The organism is Ruania alba, assembly GCF_900105765.1.
Lineage (GTDB): Bacteria > Actinomycetota > Actinomycetes > Actinomycetales > Beutenbergiaceae > Ruania > Ruania alba.
In genome coordinates, this window is the sequence record NZ_FNTX01000002.1 from 514,076 (window position 1) to 529,655 (window position 15,580).

At 68.3% G+C, this 15,580-nt stretch carries 11 protein-coding genes and 1 pseudogene; 3 read left to right on the plus strand and 9 right to left on the minus strand.

The features are described from left to right. Positions 1–19: 19 nt before the first annotated feature. The 9 genes and pseudogenes from BLU77_RS12870 to BLU77_RS12910 all read right to left on the minus strand — a co-directional run. Positions 20–952, minus strand: a pseudogene (locus BLU77_RS12870) (LacI family DNA-binding transcriptional regulator); the annotation flags it as partial. A 137-nt stretch (positions 953–1,089) separates the two neighbouring features. Further along, positions 1,090–2,703 carry an ABC transporter ATP-binding protein gene (locus BLU77_RS12875; RefSeq protein WP_089773530.1) on the minus strand — a complete coding sequence of 538 codons (1,614 nt, stop codon included), beginning with the start codon at positions 2,701–2,703 and terminating at the stop codon, positions 1,090–1,092. Further along, positions 2,700–3,839 carry a serine hydrolase domain-containing protein gene (locus BLU77_RS12880; protein ID WP_089773531.1) on the minus strand — a complete coding sequence of 380 codons (1,140 nt, stop codon included), beginning with the start codon at positions 3,837–3,839 and terminating at the stop codon, positions 2,700–2,702. Before BLU77_RS12880 ends, BLU77_RS12875 begins: the two co-directional genes overlap by 4 nt. Beyond that, entirely contained in the window at positions 3,836–4,924 is a 1,089-nt protein-coding gene (locus tag BLU77_RS12885) for a mandelate racemase/muconate lactonizing enzyme family protein (RefSeq protein ID WP_089773532.1), read from the minus strand. The genes BLU77_RS12880 and BLU77_RS12885 overlap by 4 nt, the downstream gene beginning before the upstream one ends. Positions 4,925–4,927: 3 nt before the next feature. Next, positions 4,928–6,127, minus strand: coding sequence for an anhydro-N-acetylmuramic acid kinase (locus tag BLU77_RS12890; protein WP_089773533.1), 1,200 nt, complete (start codon positions 6,125–6,127; stop codon positions 4,928–4,930). Then, positions 6,124–7,035, minus strand: a complete 912-nt coding sequence (murQ, locus tag BLU77_RS12895) for an N-acetylmuramic acid 6-phosphate etherase (protein WP_089773534.1) — start codon at positions 7,033–7,035, stop codon at positions 6,124–6,126. The genes BLU77_RS12890 and murQ overlap by 4 nt, the downstream gene beginning before the upstream one ends. Then, a complete protein-coding gene (locus tag BLU77_RS12900; protein ID WP_089773535.1) occupies positions 7,032–7,907 on the minus strand; it encodes an ABC transporter permease in 876 nt (291 codons plus the stop codon). The genes murQ and BLU77_RS12900 overlap by 4 nt, the downstream gene beginning before the upstream one ends. Next, the gene (locus BLU77_RS12905) at positions 7,904–8,848 is read right to left on the minus strand and encodes an ABC transporter permease (RefSeq protein WP_245708847.1); all 945 of its coding nucleotides are present in this window, start codon (positions 8,846–8,848) and stop codon (positions 7,904–7,906) included. Before BLU77_RS12905 ends, BLU77_RS12900 begins: the two co-directional genes overlap by 4 nt. A 14-nt stretch (positions 8,849–8,862) precedes the next feature. After that, complete coding sequence (locus BLU77_RS12910; protein WP_089773536.1) at positions 8,863–10,401, minus strand: ABC transporter substrate-binding protein; 1,539 nt, start codon at positions 10,399–10,401, stop codon at positions 8,863–8,865. 162 nt (positions 10,402–10,563) lie between these two features. On the opposite strand from BLU77_RS12910, the gene BLU77_RS12915 reads away from it, so the two are divergent. From BLU77_RS12915 to BLU77_RS12925, 3 genes are read left to right on the plus strand one after another with little or no spacing between them, the layout of a single operon-like run. Next, entirely contained in the window at positions 10,564–11,484 is a 921-nt protein-coding gene (locus BLU77_RS12915) for a MurR/RpiR family transcriptional regulator (protein WP_089773537.1), read from the plus strand. Positions 11,485–11,539: 55 nt separating this feature from the next. Beyond that, positions 11,540–13,618 carry an ABC transporter ATP-binding protein gene (locus BLU77_RS12920; RefSeq protein ID WP_089773538.1) on the plus strand — a complete coding sequence of 693 codons (2,079 nt, stop codon included), beginning with the start codon at positions 11,540–11,542 and terminating at the stop codon, positions 13,616–13,618. Next, positions 13,605–15,545: an ABC transporter ATP-binding protein gene (locus BLU77_RS12925; protein ID WP_089773539.1), complete on the plus strand. Its 1,941-nt coding sequence runs from the start codon at positions 13,605–13,607 to the stop codon at positions 15,543–15,545. Before BLU77_RS12920 ends, BLU77_RS12925 begins: the two co-directional genes overlap by 14 nt. Positions 15,546–15,580 lie beyond the last annotated feature (35 nt).

The window sequence follows — 15,580 nt, forward strand, 5'->3', positions numbered from 1 at the left end:
TGACCGTCTCGACATGCTCGGCCCCGGCACCGTCGAGAAGCATGTCCACGGCTGTGGATCCGAGGGTCTCCATCGGCAGCCGGATCGTGGTCAGCGCCGGGGCGCAGGTGATGGCCGGCCAGATGTCGTGGATCGCCACCACCGAGAGCTCGCGCGGTACCGCGATCCCCATCTGCGCGGCCTCGGTGAGCGCCCCGATCCCGGCGTTCACGTTGCCGACCACGAGCGCCGTGGGGCGCGGGTCCCGGCTGAGCAGGATCCGAACGGCGTCACGAGCCGAGCGGTAGGTGTAGCCGAGGCTGGTGACGTGCTCGCGCGAGAGGGTCAGTGCGGCCTCGGTGAGCGCGTTCTCGACGCCCTGCTGACGGCGGGCACTGGTGTCGGAGGCCGGCACGCCCCCGACGTATCCGATCGAGGTGTGTCCGAGCTCGAGCAGGTGGTGGGCTGCGAGCGCACCGGCAGCCACGTCGTCGATCGCGATCGAGCGCACGCCCTCGACCGGTCCGGAGTTGATCATCACCGTCCGCTCGGGGTGCGAGAGGGCGCGGGAGACCAGTTCGGTGGGGGCGCTGTCATCCTTCTGCAGCAGCACGCCGTCGACCAGGCGCTCACTCAGCAGGCGGTTGAAACCGTCGCTACCCGGCTGCATCCGCGGGCTGGACGCGAGCAGCACCGAGTAGTGGTGATCCAGTGCCCGGGTCTCCACCCCGTTCACCAGGTCGGTGAAAGTGGCGTTGGTGACGTCCGGAACAACCAGCGCCAGCAAGTGGGTGCGGGCTCGGCGCAGCGACCGCCCGGCCGAGTTGGGTGCATAACGCAACAGCCGGGCGGACTCCACCACCCGCTCCCGGGTCTCCGGCCTGATCCGGATCGTGGGGTCAGAGTTCAGCACCCGGGAGACCACCGAGACCGACACGCCGGCGTGCGCAGCCACATCCCGTAACGTCACCATCCTCGCGATCGTAGTGCGGATGGCAGAGGTCCGCACAAACGATTCACCACCGGCGGGGCTCAGGTCCGCGTGTCAGCCCGCTCCGGTGCGACGAGCAGGTGGCGCACCTGGACTGAGCCGACGACTTGACCCGCCACCTAGGCAAAGGTCGTGCCGGGGATCGCGGCGAGCAGTTCTCGGGTGTACTCCTGCTGCGGTGACGTGAAGATCTGGTCCGGTGTGCCGGACTCCACGATGCGGCCGCTCTGCATCACGTGCACCTCGTGGGAGATCATGTTCACCACTGCCAGGTCGTGACTGATGAAGAGGTAGCTCAATCCCAGGTTGCGCTGGAGATCGACGAGAAGCTCCAGGATCTGGGCCTGCACCAGCACGTCGAGAGCGGAGACCGCCTCGTCGAGTACGACCAGCTCCGGCTCCAGGGCGAGGGCCCGGGCGATGGCGACCCGCTGGCGTTGCCCACCGGAGAGTTGATGCGGCAAGCTCTCGGCCAGGGAAGATGGCAGAGCGACCTGCTCCAGTAGCTCACGCACCCGAAGAAGGCGGGATCGTTTGTCACCGATCCGGTGCACCCGCAGGGGTTCTGCTATCGATTCCGCGATGGTGTACCGAGGGTCGAGCGAGGCGAACGGGTTCTGGAACACCGGCTGGACCTCGCGCCGCACTGCGAGGAGCTTCCGGCCGCGCAAGGTCGAGACGTCATGGCCGGCAATCCGAATCGTTCCTTCCGAGGCCGTCTCGAGACCGAGGAGCATCTTTGCGGTGGTCGACTTTCCCGACCCGGACTCACCAACGATCGCGACCGTGCGCCCGCGCGGGATGGTGAAACTGACGTCGCGCACCGCCCAGAACTCCGCACCGCGCGCGGCGCCACGAAGTCGGTAGCGCCGGCCCACGTCGGCCACGCTGACCAGGGTGGCATCGGGGCCGGTGTCACCAGGAGCGTCCACGATCGGCACGGAGACCAGACTGGGCGCGGCAGCGACGAGCCGCTTGGTGTACGCGTGCTCCGGTTTCTCCAGGAGGTGCCGGGCCGGGCCGGCCTCCACCAGCTCACCACGGAACATCACCAGTACCCGGCTCGCCCGCTCAGCGGCAAGCGCCAGGTCGTGCGTGATGAGGATCATCGCCGTCCCCGTGCTCGCGGTCAGCTCTTCGATCGTGTCGAGGATGAGTCGTTGCACGGTGACGTCGAGTGCGCTGGTCGGCTCGTCCGCGATGAGCAGCCGCGGCTCGCATGCGAGGCCCATGGCGATGAGGGCACGCTGGCGCATACCGCCGGAGAACTCGTGCGGGTATTGGTCGTAGCGTTGCTCAGGATCGGGGATGCCCACCATCTCGAGCAGTTCGACGGCGCGTCGCCGGCCGGCACTCCCGCGCCCCTTCCCATGCACCTCGAGCGCCTCGAGGATCTGCGCTCCCACGGTGTGCACCGGGTCGAGGTTCGACATCGGGTCCTGCGGGACGAGGCCGATTCCCGCACCGCGAAGCGTGATGAGTTCACGCTCGGGCAGTTCGGTGAGCTCTCGCCCCTCGAACTGAATCGAGCCGCCGGAGATGCGGCCGTTTCCCGCCAGCAGGCGATTGATACTCGCTGCGACGGTGGATTTACCTGAGCCCGACTCGCCGACGATGGCGACAGTTTCGCCGGCGGCCACGTCGAACGTCACGCCCTTGACGGCCTCGAACGGTCCCGCAGGCGTGTCGAACGTGACGCGAAGGTCGCGCACGGAGAGCAAGGGATCGGTCACGGTCGGTCTCCCGTCGTCGTGGGGTGCAGCAGGGTGTCAGCGTGCGACATTGCCCCTCTCCAGAGCGTCTCGGACGGGACAAGACGGCCTCGGCCCGGTCCCGGTCGGCCGTGCAGACGGTTGGTGAGCAGGACGGTGAGAACCTCGGGGGCTCCCTCGGTCGCAGGTGCAGCCGCGATGAACGTGCCTGTGAACCCACCGTGTCCCAGAAAGAGACGATCCCGGCCCCGCCACGGCAACCACCGCACCAGCACTCCCTGGCCTTGGCCCGCATCGACGGTGGCCGCGAGGGAGTTGGCGGAACCGAGTCCGTACCGTTCCGGATCGGCCAGCGCGGCGGCGATTCGGAGCAGCCCGTCAGCGTCGGCGAACCACCCGGCATGGCCGGCCGCACCTCGGAAGGCGTGGAACGCGTTGCCGTCACCGACAGCTCCGCGCACGGTCTCCGTGCGCCAGTGGAAGGCATCGGCGTCCGCGTCGACCGGGTATGGAACACCGCTGCGCACCATCTCACGTTCGATGGCGTCACCATCGGCCCCGGCCACGCTTGGCGACCCATCAGGCGGCGCACCGGCAGTCACCGATGACGCACCCAACGGATCGAGCAAGAGGTGCCGAACTGCGGCGGCGAACGGCATACTCGCCGTCCGCGCGATGACCGCACCCAGGGCCTGCATACCGAGGTCGGAGTAATGCCGCCCGGAGCCGGGCGCATATCGCGGCGGGGTCGACAACGACGTCGCCGCAGGGTCCTCCTCAACCCCGGGAACGAGGTAGAGCGGCCGCCATTCCACGAACCCCGCCCGGTGGCGCAACACCTCGTCCAGGGTCACATCTGCATGGCTACCCGCCCGGGTGCCGAGCACATGCCCCAGGGTGTCGGTCGCCGACAAGGCACCATCAACGAACAGTCTGCGCAACGTCAGGGTGGTCAGCACTTTGCTCACCGAGGCCAGGTCGTGCACATGGCTCTCGGTCAATGCCTCACCGGTGCGCAGGTCGGCTGTGCCACTGACCGCGACGTGGCGCTCATTCCCTTCGAGCACTGCGAAGGAGGCACCCGGGGGCGCGTGGGCACCCGCACGCTCAGCGGTGACGGCGGCAGTCGCCGGGGCGAGGAGGTCGTCGCCGGTCATGCAGGCTCCCGCACCAGGGCATCGATCCCGAGGCCAGCGGTCTCGGTCAGCACGATCTGGTCGGCCTCGTACCCGACCCCGCCCTCGACGGGCGACGTCTGCTGCCACGTGCCGGCGTCAAGGTCGTGCACGACCCCCGGGAGGGTGACGGCGAGGTGGGCAGCGGCTGAGATCCCTACCGCCGACTCCAGCATGGACCCCACCAGCACACCCACGTCCGAGGCAGCAGCGAGCGACACCAACTCCCGGGCCGGCGTGATACCGCCACACTTGGCGAGCTTGATGTTCACGAGGTCCGCAGCGCCCAACCGTACGATCTCCCGCAGATCGCGGGCACCCCAGAGTGATTCGTCCGCAAGTACCGGTGTGGTGACGGCGGCGGTCACCCAAGCGAGCGAATCAATATCGTCAGCCGGCGTGGGTTGCTCGACCAGTTCGACGTCGAGTCCGTCCTCCTCCCAGCCGCGAATGATCCTGATCGCGTCCTCAGCCGTCCAGCCCTGGTTCGCATCCACCCGCAGTTGCGCCGCACCGGCAGGGCCCGCCCGCAGTGCGCGCATGATGCGATCATCTCGCTCCGGGTCGAGGCCCAGCTTGATCTTCAGCGTGCCGAAACCCGCCTCCACATGCTGAGCCGCGTCGCGGAGCACTTCCTCGTCGTCGGCAACCGCGACGGTCATATCCGTGACAACGGCAGAACCAGACGTGGGGTCGAGCAGTCGGTGCAGCGGCATCTCGGCGGCCTGCGCGGCGAGATCCCACAGTGCGGAGTCAACGGCGGCCTTCGCGGCACTGTTCCGCACGACCGAGCGCGCAAGGGCCGCGCCCCACTCCGACGGGTCGTCCGCCGGTAGTCCCACGACGGCGGCCGCGATCGGGCCAGATATCGCCGCCTCAGCGCCGGCGCTACTCTCGCCGGTGACCTGCCAGCTCAGCGCGGCTTCTCCCCAGCCGATGCGTCCATCCGCATCCGTCACACTGACCACGAGCGTGTCCAGTGTTGTCACGGTGCGCTGGGCGGTCACGAACGGTCCACGCAGCGGCACGCTGAGGGGATGGGTGCGAAGCGTCGCGATCTCGGACATGCCCTACTCGCCTTCTTCGCGAGCGACCGTGCCGAGGCGGAGGAAGTCCGGCGCTGACTGCGGTTCCGGGAGACGCAGCGGTCCGGCACCGGGGGTGAGCGAGCCGAGGAGCCGGGGAGCCGAGGCACCAGTAGCGCTGGGAACGCTGGCCGGCACACCGTGCCAGGTGAGCCAACCGAGCAGGGCCATCAGCACGGCTTCCTTCTCGTCTGCGCCCAGACCGAGGACGTCGGTGGTCTGGACGGCGACCCCTGGCAATCCTGCCGCGAGGCCATCCATGAGGACGCGATTGTGGACACCCCCGCCGGAGACGAACAACTCGGTGAGCTGCTCGTGGTGGAGCGCGTCGGCGATGGTGCGCACCGTCAGGGCGGTCAGCGTGGCAACAAGGTCGGCTCCGTGGGTCGTCTGACCGGATCGGCCCACCATGTCCCGGACGTAGTCGAGGTGGAACAGTTCCTTCCCGGTGCTCTTGGGAGGCACCTGCGCGTAGTACGGCTCGCCCAGGAGCTCCTCGAGCAGCCTGGTGTCCACCTCACCGGTCGCGGCGATCGCACCGCCGGCATCGAACCCGGCCGGGTGCAAACGCTCGGCGTGGACGACGGCATCGATGAGCGCATTGGCAGGTCCGATGTCCCAGGCGCGCGGGGGGCCGTCGCCGACTACCGTCACGTTCGAGATTCCGCCGAGATTCAACGCGGCCACGCGGCCACGCGGCCCGCCTGCTCGGGCTCGGCCAGCCAGTACGAGCGAGTCGAGAGTCGAGGCCAACGGGGCTCCCTGACCGCCCGCAGTGATGTCACGGATGCGCACGTCGGACAGCACCGGTGCCCCGGTGCCCTCGGCGATCCAGGCGGGCTGTCCGATCTGCGCGGTCCCGAGCACCCTGGCGTCGTCGACCCAGTGATACACGGTCTGTCCGTGCGAGACGATGAGGTCGACCGGGCCTGCCTGGTCGATCGCGTCGGCCGCCGCCCGGGCGAACGCCTGCCCGATGCGGGTGTCGAGCCGCGTCACGTCCGCCAACGTGGTCGGTGCCGGTGGAAGCGCAGCGACCAGTTCGGCACGCAACTGCTCGTCGTACGGCGTCGCCCCGCGGGCAACGACGTCCGCACGTAGCCCACCGTCCTCGGGAGTGAACTCCACGACGGCACTGTCGATACCGTCGTGGGACGTCCCCGAGATCAGCCCGAGGATCCTCATCGCGTCACCTCCGTCGCCAGGGCAGCACGCAGATGTCCGTCCGCAGCGTCGAGCGCTGTTCGAGCATCAGTCACGACCAGTCCGCGTCGCAGCGATACGACGGCGACCGGTACGGAGTAGTCCGCCGCCTCCAGGGTCTCCCGGGCGGCCGAGTACGTGGCATCAGTGAGCTGCATGACCATCCGGGTGGCGCGCTCACGCAACTTCTCGTTCGAGGCGCGCAACTCCACCATGAGGTTGCCGTACGTCTTGCCCAGCCTGACCATCGCGATGGTCGAGAACATGTTCAGGACGAGCTTCTGCGCAGTCCCAGCCTTCAGTCGGGTCGACCCGCTGATGAGCTCCGGACCGACGATCACTTCGATGGCGCGCTCGGCGATCTCGCTCAACGGCGTCTTCTCGTTACAGGAGAACCCGATCCCCAGAGCGCCCAACTGCCGAGCGCGCCGGACCGCGCCGATGACGAACGGGGTACGACCACTCGCCGCCACTCCGACGACCGAGTCGAGCGGTCCCACGCCTGCCTCGTCGATCGCTGCAGCACCGCCCTGAGCATCATCCTCCGCGCCCTCGACGGCATCGACGATCGCCACGGGTCCACCTGCGATGATGCCGAGGACCCGATCGCGGGTGGAGAAGGTGGGTGGAATCTCCGAGGCATCGAGCACTCCGATCCTGCCCGGAGTGCCTGCCCCGACGTAGATCAATCGCCCTCCGCCGAGCATCCGGTCAGTCATCGCCTCGATCGCCGGGACGATCTGGCCGAGCGCGTCATGCACGGCCTGTGGCACAGTCTGGTCGGCCTCGTTCATGAGCGTGGCGAGCTCGGCAACTCCGAGGGTGTCGATGCGGGAGTACCGCAGGTCGGCGGCCTCCGTGGTGAGCGGGTCGAGATTCACGGTGGTCATCGTCCTTTGCGGTGGGGGTCAAGGGCATCACGCAAACCGTCGCCCAGCAGGTTGAGCCCGACGATCAGCACGATGAGCACCATGCCTGGCGACACCATCGTCCACGGGGCGGCCACCACCAGGGTCTGCGCGTCGAAGACCATCGAGCCGAGGGACGCGGCGGGCGGGGGCGTCCCGAATCCGAGGAAGCTGAGGGCGGCCTCGGTGAGCACGGCCCAGGAGAGCGACAGCGTGATCTGCACGATGAGGATCCCCGTGATGTTGGGCAGGATGTGCCTCGCCATGATGCCGACGGCGTTCATGCCGGTGGCGCGGGCAGCGCTGACGTAGTCCACCTCCCGCAGTGACAGGACTGGGCCACGGGTGACCCTGACGAAGATGGGCGTGTAGACCACTGCGATGGCCACGGCGACGGTGAACCAGTTCCGGGTGAACACTGAGGCGAGTGTCAGGGCGAGCAGCAACGGTGGAAACGCGAACAGCACATTGGTGAGACCGCCGATGACGGTGTCCCCGACCCCGCGCAGGTAGCCGGACACGATGCCGCCGACACCACCAATCACGGTGGCGAAGCCGACGGCGATGAACGCCACGACAGCGGAGTTCGCCACGCCCGATGCGACTCGGGCGAAGACGTCTCGTCCGAACTGGTCGGTGCCGAACCAATGAGCTGCCGACGGTGCTTGGAGGCGTGCAGTCGGTTCTTGGGCCGCGGGGTCGCCCACGAGACCGAGCGCGGAAGCAACCGCGAGCGCCAGGAAGGCCGTCACGATGACAAGCCCGATGAGCCCGCTGGGAGTGTGCGCCAAGGCGCGCAGCGTGAGCCCGTTCGCCCGGGCGGGCGCTGTGGTGGTGGTGCTGGTGGCGCTCATCCGGCACGCACTCTCGGGTCGATCCTGCGGTAGAGCAGATCCGTGAGCAGGTTCACGATCACGAACAGCAAGGCGATGACGAGTACGGTGCTCTGCACCACGGCGTACTCCTTCTGATTGATACCGAGCAGCACCTGCCGACCGATCCCGGGCAACGAGAAGATCTGCTCGACGACGACGGCGCCGCCGAGCAGATAGCCGAACTGCATGCCGGTGATGGTCACGATCGGCACGAGTGCGTTGCGCAGCACGTGGTCACGCCGCAGACGGCGCGGCGGTACACCCTTGGCGCGGGCAGTGCGAATGAAGTCCAGTCCTTGCACCTCAAGGACCGCGGTGCGGGTGGTGCGCATGATCGGAGCAGCGATGCCGAACCCCAGCACGAGGGATGGCATGAGCATCTGCTGCAGGTTCAGCAACGGGTCCTCCCACAGACGCGCGAAGCCAAGCCCGTTCGGGTTGAAACCCCCCAGCTGCGCGGAGAGCGCGAGCAGCGTGGTGGCGAGTAGGAACGCCGGAACCCCGAGCCCTGCCAGACCCACCGCTTGTCCGAACCAGTCGCGCACGCCATGTGGACGTGCGGCAGCGAGCATACCCAGCGGCACACCGATCACGAACGCGATGATGATCGACAGAACCGCCAACTCGATGGTGACCGGCAGCGCCATCGCCGTCATCTCGAGAACGGACTGCTGAGCGCGCGCCGAGAATCCGAGATTCCCCGTGAAGATCGCGCCGAGCCAGGTGAAGAACTGCACGATGAGCGGCTGATCCAGCCCGTAGTAGACCTCGAGCGCGGCCCGCTGATCCGCAGACAGAGCCGCGGCTTCGAGACCGTAGGCGGCCGTGATCTGGTCTCCAGGAATGGCCCGAAGCATGAGGAAGACCGCAACGGCCACCCCGAAGAGGGTGAACACGGCGCCACCGACCTTGCGTAGCACCGGTGACCTGCCGATCACTGGATGGTCGTGTCGCGCAGGTACTGCAGCGAGTTGTTCGGCATCGGGGTGAACCCGGACACTCCCTCGGCCGTGGCCGTGTAGTTGTAGCTGGTGAACATCCACACCCAGGCGGCCTGGTTCTCGAGCTCACGGGAAATCTCGTCATAGATCGCCACACGTGCGTCTGGATCGAGTTCCGCCTGCCCCTGCGCGAAGAGGTCGTCGAGCGTGTCGGAGCTGTACCCGGCGACCGTGTTGAGATTGCCGTGACTGGGGAAGTACCGCCCGTACATGGCATCCGGGTCGGGTTGTCCGCCATTGAGTGCTACCGCGAGCTCGAAGTCTGCGGCGATCCAGCGGTCGACGTAGCTGCCGGATTCCAGCGCCTCGATCTCGAGGGTGATGCCGACTTCGGCGAGCTGTGCCTGAATGTTCTCCGCTTCGGCGACGGCGGTCGCGTAGCCGTCCTGCATCACGATCGCGGACAAGGTCAGACCGTCCTCGTACCCGGCAGCGGCGAGGTACTCCCGCGCGGTCGCAGGATCGCCCTCCGGGCACGGCCGGGCGCTGGGGTCGGACCGGAACGCCGGGGAGGTGATCGGACCCGTCACTTCGCCCGCTCCGAGCGCGGCAGTGTCGAGCACCTCTTGCCGATCGATCGCGCAGGCAATGGCCAGTCGCACATCGCGATCATCGAGCGGAGCGGTCCGCGCGTTCATCTGAAGCACGTGGTACCCCAACTGGGGTGTCTCGGTGACTGTGACGGACCCACCAATGGTGTCAGCCACCAAGGGGTCGTCGAAGACCGACATATGCACGTTGCCCGCCTGCAGAGCGGACACGATCGCGGACTGGTCGGGGATGACGCGGAACTCGACGGTGTCGAGCTCAGGCGCTCCGCGCCAGTAGTCGGGATTCGACGCGAGCACGAGGGACTCGTTAGGGGTCCGGGCATCGAGCGCGAACGGACCGGTGCCGACAGGCTCGCTCTCGAGCGCATCCAGGTCGACGTCGGACGGCAAGATCGCCAAAGTCACCGGTGCCAGCTTCGACGGCAGGCTGGCGTCGGGGGCGCTGAGGGTGAAGGTGACCGTGCGCTCGTCGGTGGCCTCGATGTTCTCCACCGAGGCAAGGTTCGCGGCGGAAACGGCCGCGGTTTCCTCGTCCATGATCGTCGTGTACGACGCCACAACATCCTCGGCATCGAACTCGGAACCATCGGTGAACGTCACATCATCCCGAAGGTGGAAGGTCACAGTCAGACCGTCCTCGCTCGTCTCCCACTCCTCAGCAAGCCCTGGAACAACGGCGAGATCGCTGTCGAACTCGGTCAGCGAGCCGTAGAGGTTTTGCAGCACATTGACCGCTTGAAACTGCGTCGCAGTCCACGGCACGAGCGTGTCCACATCGGTGGTCACACCGACGACGAGCTCCTGCGGCGCATCTTCGCCACCTCCGGGGGTATCACTTGACGAACATGCTGCGAGGGCGAGCGCGCCCGTGGCAGTCAGCGCAAGCACGCTGACAGCACGCGACCGTGGGTATCGAGACATGGGAGCGGCCTCCTGATCGGGTGAGGGTCACAGACAGTGCGCGAGCATCCGTCCATCTGCGCTTTGGTGAGTTATTAACCGTAAACCACAGCGGAAGGAAAATACTTGCGAATGCGTCAATTACTTCCGAACTGTACGAGAGCGCCTACTCTGGACGTCACCATGGCTACCTCGAGCACACCAGCGCCTGCGGCCCAGGCCCTGATGGTCACGATCCGCAACGCGGTCGCCACGATGCCTCCTGCGGAGCGGCGTCTCGCTGACTGCCTCCTCACCGATCCCGAAGGATTCGCGCGACGCTCCATCAACGAGGTCGCCGATTGGGCGCACACCTCGACGACGACTGTTGTGCGCTTCTACAAGAGGATCGGGTACTCCCGCTACAAGGATCTTCGCCACGACCTCACGCAGGAGTCACTGCGCGCTCGCCTCGCTGTCCGCGAGATGCCCGCTGAGGCGAGCGACGTCGCCCGAGACGACACACTCGACCAGGTCGTCGCGAAGGTGGCCCGCGATGAGACCCTGTCGATCGGAGACACCGCGAAGGTTCTCGACGCCCAGACCCTCGCAGACGCTGTCGACATCCTCACGAACGCAGCGCGCATCGACATCTTCGGCATCGGCGGAAGCGCGGTGGTCGGTATCGACCTGCAGCGCAAGCTCAGCCGCATCGGACGCGCGGCGATCGACTGGCCTGATTCCCATACTGCCTGGACCGCAGCCGCAACCCTCGGCACGGACGCAGCTGCTCTCGCCATCTCACACTCCGGCGCGACGACAGACACGATCGAGTTCCTTCGGCTCGCACGCACGGGCGGCGCCGCGACCATCGCGATCACCAACGCCGAGCGCTCGCCGATCACCCAGGAGGCTGATGTCGTGCTCCGCACCGCCGCCCGAGAAACCACGTTCCGGTCCGGCGCTCTCGGCAGCAGAATCGCCCAGCTCATGGTCGTGGACTGCCTGTTCATCGGCGTCGTGCAAGCTGACTACGACTCGTCGGTCCAGGCGATCCGCACCACCTACGACGCCGTCCAGTCCCGCGCGACCGTTCGCCGTGACTCGCTGAGGCCGTCGCCCTGACGCTGGAGCTAATGAGCTGGTCCGGTGTCAGCGGCTAGACCTAGGCTGACTAGTCGTGCACGACTTTCCGCCGGAAGTACCCGCGTACCCCACCCGTCAGGCCGGCGCCACCACCACCGGTCAGTTCGGCGCTGCCCCGGGTAGAGCCCACCGCGACTACCCCGACACCCGGAGCCCTGCCCGGTTCCTGATCTGGCTGCTGCGCAAGCAGGCCTACGCGATGGTCGGGATGTTCCTCACCGGTACGCTGGTCTTCCTCCCTGGTGCGGTAGGCCCGTACTTCGTGGGTCGTGCCGTGGACGAGGGCATCGTGGCCGGGTCCTGGGACGCTCTGCTCACCTGGTCGCTGATCCTGCTCGGGGTGATCGCGGTGGGCGCCGCCCTCGGGGTGCTGATGCACACCTATGCGGTGCACGGCTGGGTGAGCGCGTTGTACCGCACCACCAAGCTGGTCACCCGCAAGACGACCCAGATGGGTCATGTGCTCCCCCAGCGGTTGCCCACCGGCGAGATCCTCTCCGTCTCCTCCTCGGACTCGGACAAGTACGGGGCGCTGAGCGAGGTGGTGGGCCGCGCGGCCGCCGCCTTCTTCGCCTACCTGGTGGTGGTGGGTCTGGTGCTAAGCACGTCGGTGCCATTGGGTCTGATCACCCTGGTGGCCGCACCGGTGCTGGTGTTCGTCGCCACTCCCCTGCTCCGCCCGCTGCACCGGCGGCAAGCCACTGAGCGCAGCCGTGCCTCCGAGCTGACCTCCCTGGCCACCGACATCGTCGCGGGCCTGCGGATCCTGCGCGGCATCGGCGGGGAGCGCACCTTCGGCGCGAACTACGCCAAGCAGTCCCAGCTGGTCCGTCATGCCGGAGTGGCGGCCGGGATCTGGCAGGCGGCGGTGGAGGCCGTCGGCACCCTGTTCTCCGGGTTGTTCCTGGTCACGCTGACCTGGCTCGGAGTCCGCATGGTCGCTGACGGCGAGCTCAGCGTGGGCCAGCTGATCAGCTTCTTCGGGTACGCGGTGTTCATGGTGGTGCCGATCTACACCTTCTTCGAACTGGTGCAGAAGTGGGTGCAGTCGCTGGTCTCGGCACGCAAGACCGTGGCCCTGCTCGAGCAGGAACCGCCGTGGGAGGAGCCGCACACACCCACCGGCCTCCCGGCCGAAGCCCCGCTGCACGACGAGGCGTCCGGTTTCACCGCCCGCCCGGGCGAGCTGACCGTGGTGGTCTCCGCCCTGCCGGACGACACCGCGGCCCTGGCGGACCGGCTCGGCCGCTACCTGGTCTCCGAGGCGGAGCCGGTGAGCACCGAGCTGGAGGAGGGCGTGAAGGGCAAGCGCGCCCGGCAGACCCGCGCCGAGCGGGAGGCCGCCCGCCGCGCCCAGGCCGAGAAGGATCAGGAGAAGGCCCGACGGCGGTGGGGCGTCACGGTCGGCGGGGTGGACCTCTCCCAGGCCACCCTGGCCGAGGTACGTCAGCGCATCCTGGTCTCCGACACAGCCAGCATGGTCTTCGGTGGCACGCTGCAGCAGGCGCTCGACCCGCACGGGCGTCTCACCCGCGCCGAGGCGGAGCAGGCGATGTACGTCGCCTCCGCGGAGGACGTCTTCGAGGCACTACCGAACGGATGGCAGGGGCACCTGGATGAGCGAGGCCGCGGGCTCTCCGGTGGGCAGCGGCAACGGCTGGTGCTTGCCCGGGCGATCGCCGCGGACCCGGACATCGCGGTACTCGTGGAACCGACCTCGGCGGTGGACGCGCACACCGAGGCCCGGATCGCCGAGCGGCTCAGTGCCCACCGGCGCGGACGCACCACGGTGATCATGACCGTCTCCCCGCTGGTGCTGCACCATGCCGACCGGGTCGCTTTCCTCGACGGCGGCCGGCTGGCCGCCGAGGGCACGCACACCGAACTGCTCGAGTCCCATGCGGGGTATCGGCGGGTGGTGGTGCGGAGCATGGACGACGATCCGGTGGAGGACACGCCTCCCCCGCTGCCACCACCGGCGGACCCGAGCAGCGGCGACGCCGGCACGGAGACCGGCGATCCACCCCTCGGTGACCCGCACGCGAACAGGACGGAACGGACCACCCCGACGGCCGTCGTCGGGCAGGAGGAGGTGCGCCATGACGGAGCGTGAGGCGCTCGACCGCGTGTACCTGCCCGGCTCCGCCGAGACGTGGCAACCACCCGCCGACGAACCAGCGATCCCGGACGCACTGCGCCCGCCGACGACGGGGACGCGGCGGGAACGGCTGCAGGCCTGGCGCGGGCGGCACCTGCTGCGCGAGCAGCGCGCCAAGGACACCTTCACCAACTCCCGCAATCCCGAGCGAGGACTACCCGTAGCCTCGAGCTCCGCCGTCGGGAACTTCCTGAAGAGCCTGCTCGGGAACCGGAAACCGATCGTGGTGGGCCTGCTCGTGCTGCACGCCCTGGCCGCGGTGGCCGGCCTGGCCGTGCCGCGGATCCTCGGCACCCTGGTGGACTCCGCCAGTGCTGGGGGTACCGCGGTCGACACGCTCAATGCCCTGGCGCTGGCCGTGGCGGCCGTGGTGGTGCTGCAGGCGCTGCTGACCTTCGCGGCGCGGTGGATCTCGGCGGTGTTCGGGCAGGACCTGCTCGCGGCAGCCCGCGAGTACGTGGTGCGCACAGTGCTGCGGCTACCGCTGAGCAAGGTGGAGGGAGCCAGCACCGGAGATCTGGTCACGCGGGTCACCCGGGACGTGGGGACGATGAGCGAGAGCGTCCGGTGGGCCCTGCCGCAAGCCGTGGTGGCGCTGGTGACGACGGTTCTCACCCTGGGTGCGATGGTGCTCAACTCGCCGCTGCTCTCCCTGCCCTTGCTGCTCTCGGTGCCGGCTCTGGCGATCGCGGTGACCCGCTACCTGAAGCGCGCTCCGGCCGGGTACATCACCGAGGGCAGCACCTACTCCGACATCAACACCACGCTCACCGAGACCGTCGAGGGTGCGCGGACGGTGGAGGCACTCGGGCTGCAGGGGCGTCGTACCCGGCTGGGCGATGCGGACATCGAGGTGTCTGCGCAGGCCGAGCGGTACACGATGAGCCTGCGGAACCTGCTGTTCAGCGTGATCGACTTCGCCTACAACTCCCCGCTGGTGTGGACCCTGCTGCTCGGTGGGGTGGGGTATGCGAACGGGTGGGTGAGTCTCGGGCAGATCACCACCGCCGTGCTCTACATCCAGGCCGTGGTGGCGCCGCTGGACCAGCTGGTGGCGAACGTGGACCGGCTCCAGGTGGGGGTGGCCTCCACCACCCGTCTGCTCGGGATCGCAGAGGTTCCGCAGGATCGGGAGCCTGGGGAGGACACTCCCGACGGCGTGAAACTGACCGGTGTAGACCTGCGGTTCGCCTACCGCGAGGGGCACGACGTGCTGCACGGGGTGGACGTGGACCTGATCCCGGGGGAACGGCTCGCGATCGTGGGCCCGTCCGGATCGGGGAAGTCGACGCTGGGCCGGCTGCTCGCCGGCATCAACCGGCCGCGCACCGGTGCGGTGACGGTAGGTGGGGTGAACCTGGTGGATCTGCAGCTCGACGTGCTGCGCACCGAGGTAGCACTGGTCACTCAGGAGCATCACGTGTTCGTGGGCACCATCCGGGACAACATCGTGCTGGCCCGCGAGGACTCCCCGGACGCGGCGGTGATCGAGGCGCTGCAGGCGGTGGACGCATGGGGCTGGGTGAAGCGGCTCCCGGACGGGCTGGGCACGGTGGTCGGGTCCGGGAAGGTGAAGCTCACCCCCGCCCAGGCGCAGCAGATCGCGCTGGCCCGGCTGGTGGTGGCCGACCCGCACACCCTGGTGCTGGACGAGGCGACCAGTCTGATCGACCCACGCACCGCCCGGCACCTGGAGGGGTCGATGTCGGTGCTGCTCGAGGGTCGCGCGGTGGTGGCGATCGCGCACCGGCTGCACACCGCGCACGATGCGGACCGGATCGCGGTGGTGATCGACGGCCGGATCGCCGAGCTGGGCAGCCACGACGAGCTGGTCGACGCCGGCGGGGCGTACGCCGAGCTGTGGCAGGCCTGGACCAGCTGACCACTCCCCCAGACCCAGCCTGATCGATTTATGAT